The sequence below is a fragment of the Streptomyces sp. NPDC048255 genome, from assembly GCF_040652415.1.
GTDB lineage: Bacteria > Actinomycetota > Actinomycetes > Streptomycetales > Streptomycetaceae > Streptomyces.
The window spans coordinates 21,463-31,418 of sequence record NZ_JBEZMA010000073.1 but is presented as its reverse complement, the minus strand read 5'-3'; the positions used below and the strand labels follow the sequence as shown (position 1 = coordinate 31,418).

Annotated in this window: 8 protein-coding genes and 1 riboswitch; of the genes, 2 read left to right on the top strand and 6 right to left on the bottom strand. The window is 75.0% G+C overall.

The annotated features are described in order from the left end of the window. From AB0D94_RS33640 to AB0D94_RS33615, 6 genes are all read right to left on the bottom strand, one after another. A partial coding sequence (locus AB0D94_RS33640; RefSeq protein ID WP_362060153.1) for an ECF transporter S component occupies nt 1-888 on the bottom strand: 888 nt, incomplete at its 3' end. Next, complete coding sequence (locus AB0D94_RS33635; protein ID WP_362060140.1) at nt 834-3,293, bottom strand: ATP-binding cassette domain-containing protein; 2,460 nt, start codon at nt 3,291-3,293, stop codon at nt 834-836. The genes AB0D94_RS33635 and AB0D94_RS33640, both read right to left, overlap by 55 nt. Then, complete coding sequence (locus AB0D94_RS33630; protein WP_362060150.1) at nt 3,290-4,405, bottom strand: energy-coupling factor transporter transmembrane protein EcfT; 1,116 nt, start codon at nt 4,403-4,405, stop codon at nt 3,290-3,292. The genes AB0D94_RS33635 and AB0D94_RS33630 overlap by 4 nt, the downstream gene beginning before the upstream one ends. Before the next feature lie 257 nt (nt 4,406-4,662). Then, nucleotides 4,663-5,334: an SCO2322 family protein gene (locus tag AB0D94_RS33625; protein WP_362060137.1), complete on the bottom strand. Its 672-nt coding sequence runs from the start codon at nt 5,332-5,334 to the stop codon at nt 4,663-4,665. Further along, nucleotides 5,334-6,596 carry a prenyltransferase/squalene oxidase repeat-containing protein gene (locus tag AB0D94_RS33620; protein WP_362060134.1) on the bottom strand — a complete coding sequence of 421 codons (1,263 nt, stop codon included), beginning with the start codon at nt 6,594-6,596 and terminating at the stop codon, nt 5,334-5,336. Before AB0D94_RS33620 ends, AB0D94_RS33625 begins: the two co-directional genes overlap by 1 nt. A 128-nt stretch (nt 6,597-6,724) precedes the next feature. Further along, a riboswitch (cobalamin riboswitch) is annotated at nt 6,725-6,805 on the bottom strand. 137 nt (nt 6,806-6,942) lie between these two features. Next, on the bottom strand, nt 6,943-8,040 hold the full coding sequence (locus tag AB0D94_RS33615) for an MBL fold metallo-hydrolase (protein WP_362060131.1): 1,098 nt from the start codon (nt 8,038-8,040) through the stop codon (nt 6,943-6,945). Between the two features lie 172 nt (nt 8,041-8,212). Between AB0D94_RS33615 and AB0D94_RS33610 the strand changes: the two genes are divergently transcribed. Next, the gene (locus AB0D94_RS33610) at nt 8,213-9,676 is read left to right on the top strand and encodes an aldehyde dehydrogenase (RefSeq protein ID WP_362060128.1); all 1,464 of its coding nucleotides are present in this window, start codon (nt 8,213-8,215) and stop codon (nt 9,674-9,676) included. Further along, on the top strand, nt 9,676-9,909 hold the full coding sequence (locus tag AB0D94_RS33605; RefSeq protein ID WP_362060125.1) for a ferredoxin: 234 nt from the start codon (nt 9,676-9,678) through the stop codon (nt 9,907-9,909). The genes AB0D94_RS33610 and AB0D94_RS33605 overlap by 1 nt, the downstream gene beginning before the upstream one ends. The last annotated feature ends 47 nt before the right edge of the window (nt 9,910-9,956 follow it).

Below are 9,956 nucleotides of genomic sequence, written 5' to 3'. Positions count from 1 at the left end.
CGTACCCCTTTGGGGGGTGTGGTCCGGGCCACTTTCAGCCCCCGAATCGAAGGCGACGGGCGCGTCGAAGGCAGCTTTCCTCGTCGCCCGGCGCAGCGCCTTCAACAGCGTGGCGCCGAGGGTGAGGGTCAGTACGACGGTCAGCACGGCCCGGCCCAGGTCCCAGCCCACCGAGGTCGCCAGGCAGTACGCGACGAAACGCGCCAGGTTCGCGGACACCGGGTCCCCGGGATGGAAGGAGATGCCCTGGCCCATGCCCTGCAGGATCACCCAGCCCTGGAGGTTCATGACCGTGCCGTACGCGAACGAACCCGCGAAGCCGTACGCCGCCAGCATCGCGAGCTCCGCCCGGCCCCGGATCCGCTCCGGGCCCGGCAGCAGCCCCGCGCCCAGCGAGAACCAGCCCAGGGCCAGCATCTGGAACGGCATCCACGGCCCGACCCCGCCCGTCAGCAGGGCGGACGCGAACATCGTCACCGAGCCCAGGACGAAACCGAAGCCGGGGCCGAGGACGCGGCCGCTCAGCACCATGAGGAAGAACATCGGCTCCAGGCCGGCCGTGCCCGCGCCCAGCGGTCTGAGCGCCGCCCCGACCGCGGCGAGCACGCCGAGCATCGCCACCGCCTTGGCGTCCATGCCGTTGTCGGCGATGGTCGCGACGACGACGGCGACGAGGAGGGGCAGCAGCGCCGCGAAGAGCCAGGGGGCGTCCTGGGAGTGGGCGAGGCCGGACTGGCGGTCGGCTAGCAGCGGCCAGCCGAAGGCCGCGATGCCGATCAGGGTGACCAGGACCAGGGCGGCCGCGGCCCGCGGGCCGATCCGCACGGGGCGGCTCACGGCGCCTCCGCCGCTGCCAGGGCCGCGGCGACCTGGCTCACCGTGAGCCAGTGGCCCGGCGCGAGGATCTTCGCGACCTGCGGTGCGAAGGCGGGGGAGGAGACGACGACCTCGGCGGTCGGGCCGTCGGCGACGACCTCGCCGCCCGCCAGGATCACCACGCGGTGGGCCAGCTCGGCGGCCAGCTCCACGTCGTGCGTGGCCAGCACGATGGCGTGCCCCTCGGCCGCCAGGGTGCGCAGGATGCCGATCAGGCGGACCTTGGCGGCGTAGTCCAGGCCGCGGGTCGGCTCGTCGAGGAGGAGCAGCGCGGGGCGGCCGGTGAGGACGAGGGCCAGGGCCAGGGCCAGGCGCTGGCCCTCGGACAGGTCCCGGGGGTGGGTGTCGTCGGGGACGTCGGGGAGCAGGGCCGAGACCAGGTCCCGGCAGGTGCCGGGGGTTGCGCCCGCGTCGGAGTCGGCGGCCGCGCACTCGGCGGCCACCGTGTCGGCGTAGAGCAGGTCGCGGGGCTCCTGCGGGACCAGGCCGACGCGGCGGACCATCTCCGGGGGCGGGGTCCGGTGCGGGGCCTTGCCGCCGACGGTCACCTCGCCGGTGGCGGGGGCGACGGTGCCGACCAGGGCTGCGAGCAGGGTGGACTTGCCGGCGCCGTTGCGGCCCATCAGGGCGACGGTCTCGCCGGGTGCGACGCTCAGGCTGATGCCGCGGAGGGTCTCGGTGCGGCCGCGGCGTACGCCGAGGTTGTACGCCTCGGCCACCCCTGTGGCGGGGGCTTTGCCGGGTCCCGTGCCGGGTCCCGTGCCGGGGGCTTTGCCGGGTCCCGTGCCGGGGGCTTTGCCGGGTCCCGTGCCGGGGGCTTTGCCCGGGGTGGGCTTGCTGCGGCGGAGCCACGCGAACAGCCCGGGCCGGGCTCCGCTCCCGGGGGCTCTGCCCCCGGACCCCCGCGCCTCAAACGCCGGCGGGGCTGAATTCTGCCCCTGCGCCTCGAGGGCTGGTGCGGCTGGATTGGGCCCCTGCGCCGCAAATGTGGGCGGGCCCGGATTGGGTTCCTGCGCCTCAGGTGCCGGCGGGGCCGGATTGGGTTCCTGCGCCTCAGGTGTTGGCGGGGCCGGATTGGGTTCCTGCGCCTCAGGTGTTGGCGGGGCCGGATTGGGCTCCCTCGCCTCAATTGTTGGCGGGGCCGGATTGGCTGCGTGCGCTTCAAGTGTTGGTGCGGCTGGATTGGGCTGGTCTGCTGCGCCTTGCGGGGCGGGGTGCCCGGAGGGCACATCCAGCCCCGCCGGCGTTTGAGGCGCGGGGTCCGGGGCGGAGCCCTGGGAAGCGGGCGCGCGGGTGGGCGCGGACGGGTGGGGCACGGGGTTCCCCGGTGCCGACGCCGACGCCGACGCCGACGCCGGTGCCGACGCCGACGCCGACGCCGGTGCCGACGCCGGGGCCGGGGCGGAAGCCGACGCCGACGCTGGGGCGGAAGCTGACGCCGAAGCCGGGGCCAGCGCGGGGTCCGGGGTGGAGCCCTGGGAAGCGGTGCGGGCCGGGGCGGACGCTGCCGGAGCCGGAGCCGGAGCCGGAGCCGGAGCCGGAGCCGGAGCCGGAGCCGGAGCCGGGGCAGGGGCGGGCGCAGGTGTGGCGGGGCCGGCGGCAGCCGACAGGCGGGAGAGGAGGGGCGGGGCCAGGCGGCGGGCGTCGCGGACCGAGAGGGGGAGCGGGGACCAGCCCGCGAGGCGACCCAGGGAGACCACCGGCGGGTGGACCGGGGAGACGGCCATGATCTCGGCCGGGGTGCCGAGCACGGGGGCCGCGCCCGGGGCGGGCAGGAGCAGCACCTGGTCGGCGTACTGGACCACCCGCTCCAGCCGGTGCTCCGCCATCAGCACGGTCGTGCCCAGGTCGTGGACCAGGCGCTGGAGGACCGCCAGGACCTCCTCGGCCGCCGCCGGGTCGAGCGCCGAGGTCGGCTCGTCCAGCACCAGGACCCGGGGGTGCGGGGTGAGGACCGAGCCGATCGCGACCCGCTGCTGCTGCCCGCCGGAGAGGGTGGCGATGGGGCGGTCGCGGAGTTCGTTCAGGCCCAGCAGGTCCAGGGTCTCCTCCACCCGGCGCCGCATCACCGCGGGGGCCAGGCCGAGGGACTCCATGCCGTACGCGAGCTCGTCCTCGACGACGTCCGTCACGAAATGGGCCAGCGGGTCCTGGCCGACCGTGCCGACCACGTCCGCGAGTTCGCGCGGCTTGTGGGTGCGCGTGTCCCGGCCGGCGACCGTGACCCGCCCGCGCAGGGTGCCGCCCGTGAAGTGCGGGACCAGTCCCGAGACCGTCCCCAGCAGGGTGGACTTGCCGACGCCCGACGGGCCGACGAGGAGCGTCAGCTCGCCCTCGGGGACCACCAGGTCGACGCCCTGGAGCGAAGGCCCGGCCGCGCCCTGGTAGGTGACCGACACCTGCTCGAAGCGGATCACTGCGAAGCCTCCTTGGGCGGTACGGGTGCCACGAAGGCGGGAAGCAGGCCGATCAGGACCGCCGCGGCCGGCCACAGCGGCAGCCCGGGGACGACCAGCGGGACCACGCCCGGCCGCAACCCGTCCGGGTCGGCGCCGGCGAACCAGATGATCAGGGCGGCGACGGCCGCGCCCGAACCGGAGACCAGCCAGGCCCGCGCCCCCCAGCGGTCGGGCCGGTAGCGGGTACGGATGCTGCGCCGGCCGCCGAGCCGCAGCCCGGCCAGGGCCAGCACGAGGCCGATGCCGAGCACGGGCAGCCCGTACGCGGCGCCTTGCGCGGCGAGCAGCCCGTACGTGCCCGCGCACATGCCGAGCAGGCCGCCGAGGGTGAGGACGTTGGTGGTGTGCCGGACGGCGGCCGGGACCCGCGCGGTACGGCCGTAGCCGCGCGCGTCCATGGAGGCGGCGATCGCCACGGAACGTTCGAGGGCGCCCTCCAGGACCGGCAGGCCGATCTGGAGGACGGCCTTCACCCCGCCGGTGGGGCGGCCGCGCAGCCGGCGGGCGGTCCGCAGCCGGACGACGTCGGCGACCATGTTCGGCGCGAAGGTCATGGCCACGACGACGGCGACCCCCGCCTCGTAGAGGGCCGCCGGGAGGGACTTGAGCAGCCGGGCCGGGTTCGCGAGGGCGTTCGCGGCGCCGACGCAGATGAGGAGGGTGGCCAGTTTGGCGCCGTCGTAGAAGGCGAAGACCAGCTGCTCGGCGGTGACCTTGCCGCCGAAGCGGATGCCCTGGGCCCAGACCGGGAGCGGCACCTCGGGGAGGGTGAAGAGGGTGTGCGAGCCGGGGATGGGGGAGCCGAGCAGCATGGAGAAGACCAGGCGCAGTCCGATGACGACGAGACCGAGCTTGACGAAGGCCCCGTAGGAACGGGCCCAGGGGGCGTCCGTGCGGCGGGCCGCGACGACGTACCCGGCCACGCCGACGATCAGGCCGAGGAGGAGGGGGTTGGTGGTGCGGGAGGCGGCGGTGGCCAGCCCGAGGGCCCACAGCCACCAGGCGCCGGCGTGCAGGGCGTTGGCCCGGCCGGCGTGCGGAGCCGTGAGCCGGCCGGCGTGCGGGGGCAGCCATTTTTCGTACGAGGGCCCGTGCGGGGGATGCTGCGCCGCGGGCCGGCTCCGCCCGGCCGGGGTCACGTCGCCGGGTGCGGGTCCGGTGGGGGTGCGCCCGGCCTCCGGCCGGTCGGGGTTCTCACCCGCACCACCTGCGCGGGTCGCATTCCGGGTGCGGGTGGCCCCGGTGGGTGGCCGAGAGCCCTCGGCGTCTGTCCCGCCGTGGACGGATTCGTCCCCGGGTGGGGTGGGGCCGGTGTGCGGGGAGCCTGTCATCGGGTGCGGCGGCGGGACTGCCAGATGCCCGCCGCGGCCAGGGCGGCCACCGCCGCGATGCCCGCCAGCAGGCCCGCCGACGGGCCCCCGCCGTCGGCGGCGTCCGCCTTCGGCGGCGCGGCGGCGGCCGGGGAGTCCGTGGCCGCCGGGGTGTCCGGGAGGGGTTCGCCGCAGCCCTGCTTCGGGTAGCCCGAGACCCCGCACAGCAGGGCCGCGCTGTTGTAGCGCAGCGGCTTCGCGACCGAGGCCAGGGCCTCGGCCGCGGTGGCCTCCGGGGCCACCTGTGCGCAGGCCGTGCGCGGTTCCGCCTGCGGCGGGGCCTCGCCGGACGGGGCGTCCTCGGGGAGGCCGGAGTCGATGACCAGTGCCACCCGCTTCCTGCCCTCGGCCGCCGGGGTCGCTCCGCAGATCGCCGCGAAGTCCGCCGCCGCCCGCGGCCGGGCCGCCTCGGCCGCCGCGTCCTTGCTCACCGCGAAGCGGAAGCCCTGCACGGAGCCGTCCGCAGGGCGGGCCATCGAGGGCCCGACGGTGGCGTACGCCCACGTACCGCCGGCGCCGTCCCAGAACGACCAGTAGCGGTAGCTGGAGGCCAGGGCCGGGCCGGCGGCCAGCACGGCCAGGACGACGCCGAAGGCGAGGGCGAGGGGAAGGAGACGGCGGCGGCGCATCAGAGCTGGTTCTTCTTCCGGCGGCCGCTCAGCAGGATGCCGATGCCCACGCCGGCCGCGGCGCCCGCGCCGATGATCCACCAGATGTTCTGGCCGCCCGAGGGCTTGTCCTTCTCGCCGTTCACCTCGGTCGCGGCCGTGTCGGGGCCCTGCGGGGCGGGGCCGGTCGCGTTCAGCGCCGAGACGAGGTCGGTGCCGCCGAAGGACTTCGGGTCGGTGCCGGTGGCGTGCGCGGCCAGGATCAGGGTGCCGAGGCCGGCGGGGCTGCCCTTCGACCACTCGGCCGAGTTCGCCTTGAGCCACTCCAGCGCGCCCGCCGCCGACTGCTTGTGCCCGGCCGCGGCCAGGGCGATCACCGCGTCGGCGGTGTTGCCGGTGTCCGGGGTCGGCTGGTCGGCGCCCGGGGTGACGGCGGTGAGGTGGCCGTCCTTCTTGAGGGCCTCGGCCAGGTAGCCGGCCGCGCCCTGGGCGGCGGCCGCCGGGTCGACGGCGGGAGCGGTGGCGCCCGCCGGGCAGGCCAGGGCCGTCGCCGGGGTGTCCGCGGCGGACGGGACGACGACCGCGCCCTTGCCGAGGCCGGCCAGCGCGGCGGCGGCCGTCGCGTCGGCGTTGGCGAGCAGCTTCCCGTCGACCGGCTGGTAGGCGAAGGCGCCGCGGTCGGCGGCCGGCTCGGCCGAGCAGCCCAGCTGGAAGGGGAGCAGCCCCTCGTACGCGGACTTGCCCGCCTTCGACCTGACCTCGGCCGGCTTCTCGCCCGCCACGGCCAGCGCGCTGATCACCAGGGAGGTGGAGTTGGCCTCGCTCGGGCTGCCGGGCACGTAGGCCCAGCCGCCGTCCTCGTTCTGGACGGACTTCAGCCAGTCGACGCCCTTCTTGACGGCGTCGTCGTGGCCGCCGAGGGCCTTGAGGGCCTGCACGGCCACCGCGGTGGCGTTCGTGTCGTACATCGTCGTCGCGTCGCACGCCGCGGCGGAGTCCGCGCGGAAGGAGGCGAAGCCGCCGTTAGCGCACTGCTGGCCGGTCAGCCAGTCCACGGCCTGGGCGGCGGGCTTGACGCCGACGGTGTCCTGGGCGAGCAGCGCGACGGACTGCCGCCACACGCCGTCGTAGGTCGGGTCGTTCTTGCCGAACAGGCCGGAGGGGATCACCGGCGGCGCGGAGGGCGAGGCGGGCGGCGCGGTGTCGGCGAGGGCGGCGGGGGCGGCGCCCACACAGAGCACGGCGGAGGCGGCGAGCGCGGCGGCGCTGCGGCGGACGTTCATGGGGGCGGGTGCCTCTCGTGCTGGGGAACGGAGGCAGGCACGCACAGGCACCGGGCTCCGGCTCCGTTTACCTCGACGGTGCCGGCCGCCGGTGGACCCGGCGACGCGAGCCGCGCACCTCCGGTACGGGGCATTCCGGCTTCCCGTCCGGGCGGTGCCGGAAGTGGGTCACGGTTGCGGGTCAGCGCCGGATCTGCACCGGCTTCCCCCCGAACGGAAGTGTGGACGACGGGTTCACTGTACCGGCCGCTGCCGCCGTGCCGGGTGGCGCCGGCCGGGGGCGCCCCTTACCGGACCGGGCCCCGCCCGCCGGCCCGCGGAGCTCCCGTACGGCCGGGTCCGTCTCCTACAGCGCCCGGTACGTGACCGGGTCGGTGCCCGGGACCGGTTCCGCGCGGCCCTGTTTCACCAGGCGCCGCAGATGGGCCTCCGCTTCGGAGACGGCGATGTTGCGGGAGCCGTACGGGATCTGCTCCCAGGGCCGGTTCCACTCCATCCGCTCCGCCAGCCCCCAGGGGGTCAGCGGCTCGGCCAGCAGCGTCCACAGCCCCGTCAGCCGCTCCTCGTGGTGGTCCAGCAGTTCCCGTACGCGGGCGGGTGCGTCGGTGAAGGCGTGCTGGTGGGCGGGGAGGACCTCGGCCGGGCGGAGGCGGCCGATGCGTTCGAGGGAGTCGAGGTAGTCGCCGAGGGGGTCGGTGACCCGGGTGTCCTCCGGGGCCTCGTACAGGCCGATGTGCGGGGAGATCCCGGGCAGCAGGTGGTCTCCGGAGAAGAGGCGGCCGTTGCCGGGGAGGTGCGCCGGGTGCGCCTCCTCCAGGTGCAGGCAGACGTGGCCGGGGGTGTGGCCGGGGGTCCAGATCGCGCGCAGCCGGCGTCCGGCGAGGGGCAGCAGCTCGGCGGGGACGATCTCCCGGTCGGGGACGGCCGCGCGCAGCCCGGGCAGGGTGCGCATGCGGCCGCTCGCGCGGGCGGCGCGCAGCGGGGCGATGTGTTCCTCGGGGGCTCCGGCGGCGGCGAGCTTCTCGCTCATGTAGTCGAACCAGACGCCCGGTTCGGCGGAGCGGGTCCGTACGACGACCTCGGTGTCGGCGGCGTGCATGGCGATCCAGGCGCCGGAGGCCTCCCGGACCCGGCCGGACAGGCCGTGGTGGTCGGGGTGGTGGTGGGTGATGACGACGCCGTGGACGTCGGTGACCGCGGTGCCGAGGGCGGCGAGGCCGGCGACGAGGGTGTCCCAGGACTCGGGGTCGTCCCAGCCGGTGTCGACGAGGACCGGGCCGCGGTCGGTGTCGAGGACGTGGACGAGGGTGTGTCCGAGCGGGTTGTCGGGGATCGGGACCTTGATGCCCCACACGCCTCCGCCGTGGTCGGTGACCTGTGGTGTCACGTGTGACGTGTTCTCTGACGCGTCCCCTGATGTGTCCTCTGACGTGTCCCCTGACATGAGGCTCCCCTGTCCGCTGACGAGAACTTGTTTCAGTAGTAGCCCAAGTCGACCACTCCCAGGGCTTTCTGACTAGTCGTTGGATCTTCCCGTCTGTTCCGTCCCGGCCGTGGACTCCTCTAACTAGAACTGGTATCAGTTCTGCAACGCCAAGCCGCAGGAGGCCCCAGCCATGACCGAGCTCGTGGAACACGGACAACTGTTCATCGGCGGTGAGTGGACGGATCCGCTGGGCACCGACACCATCCGGATCGTCTCCCCCCACACCGAGCAGGTCATCGGCTCCGTCCCGCACGCCTCGAAGGCCGACGTCGACCGGGCCGTCGAGGTGGCGCGCAAGGCCTTCGACACCGGGCCGTGGCCCCGGATGACCCTGGACGAGCGGATCGCCGTCGTCACCCGGATCAAGGACGCCATCGCCGTCCGGCACGAGGAGATCGCCCGCTCGATCAGCTCCCAGAACGGATCCCCGTACTCCTGGAGCATCCTCGCCCAGGCGCTGGGCCCGATGATGGTCTACGACGCCGCGATCACCGTCGCGCGCTCCTTCCCGTACGAGGAACACCGCCAGGGCGTGCTCGGGCCGATCCTGGTGCGCCGGGAGCCGGTCGGCGTCGTAGCGGCCGTCATCCCGTGGAACGTCCCGCAGTTCGTGGCCGCCGCCAAGCTCGCGCCCGCGCTGCTCACCGGGTCGACAGTGATCCTCAAGCCCTCACCGGAGTCCCCGCTCGACTCCTACATCCTCGCCGACATCGTCCGTGAGGCCGGGCTGCCGGAGGGCGTGCTCTCGATCCTGCCCGCCGACCGCGAGGTCAGCGAGTACCTGGTCGGCCACCCCGGCGTCGACAAGGTGGCCTTCACCGGCTCGGTCGCCGCGGGCAAGCGCGTGATGGAGGTCGCCGCGCGCAACCTCACCCGCGTCACCCTCGAACTCGGCGGCAAGTCGGCCGCCGTGATCCTGCCCGACGCCGACCTCGACACCACCATCGCCGGGATCGTCCCCGCGGCCTGGATGAACAACGGCCAGGCGTGCGTGGCCCAGACCCGCGTGCTCGCCCCGCGCAGCCGCTACGAGGAGGTGGCCGAGGCGCTCGCCGCCGCGGCCGGGGCGCTGGTGGTCGGCGACCCGTTGGACCCGGCGACGCAGCTCGGGCCGCTGGTGGCCAAGCGGCAGCAGCAGCGGTCGCTGGACTACATCCGCATCGGCCAGGAGGAAGGCGCGAAGGTCCTCGCGGGCGGCGGCCGCCCGGCGGGCCTGGAGCAGGGCTGGTACGTCGAGCCCACCCTCTTCGGCGACGTGGACAACTCCATGCGGATCGCCCGGGAGGAGATCTTCGGCCCGGTCGTCTGCCTGATCCCCTACGGGGACGAGGCGGAGGCGCTGCGGGTGGCCAACGACTCGGAGTTCGGCCTGAGCGGCAGCGTGTGGACCGGCGACGTCGGGCACGGCATCGACTTCGCCCGGCAGGTGCGGACCGGAACCTTCAACGTGAACACCTTCAGCCTGGACATGCTGGGGCCGTTCGGCGGCTACAAGAACAGCGGGCTGGGGCGGGAGTTCGGGCCGGAGGGGCTGAGCGAGTACCTGGAGCACAAGATGATCCACCTGCCGGCCGGCTACGAGGCGGGTGCCTGATGGGTGACCGGTGGCAGGTCGAGGTGGACCGGGGGGTCTGCATCGGCTCGGGCATGTGCGTGAACCACGCCCCGGAGGGCTTCGCCCTCGACTCGGCCCGCCAGTCGCGCCCGCGCGCGGCGGAGACGGACGCGAACGAGCCGGTCCTGACGGCGGCGGAGGGCTGCCCGGTGGAAGCCATCATGATCACCCTGCTGGGCAGCGGCGAGGTGGTCTTCCCTCCGGAGGACTAGGTCCTGTCGCCCGGACAGGGCCCAGGGGTGTCCGCGAAGCAGTACCG

Excerpts from the sequence above, each read along its gene's own strand:
- AB0D94_RS33625 (WP_362060137.1), bottom strand. The coding sequence starts at position 5,334 with ATGCGCCGCCGCCGTCTCCTTCCCCTCGCCCTCGCCTTCGGCGTCGTC.
- AB0D94_RS33610 (WP_362060128.1), top strand. The coding sequence starts at position 8,213 with ATGACCGAGCTCGTGGAACACGGACAACTGTTCATCGGCGGTGAGTGG.
- AB0D94_RS33605 (WP_362060125.1), top strand. The coding sequence starts at position 9,676 with ATGGGTGACCGGTGGCAGGTCGAGGTGGACCGGGGGGTCTGCATCGGC.
- AB0D94_RS33615 (WP_362060131.1), bottom strand. The coding sequence starts at position 8,040 with ATGTCAGGGGACACGTCAGAGGACACATCAGGGGACGCGTCAGAGAAC.
- AB0D94_RS33620 (WP_362060134.1), bottom strand. The coding sequence starts at position 6,596 with ATGAACGTCCGCCGCAGCGCCGCCGCGCTCGCCGCCTCCGCCGTGCTC.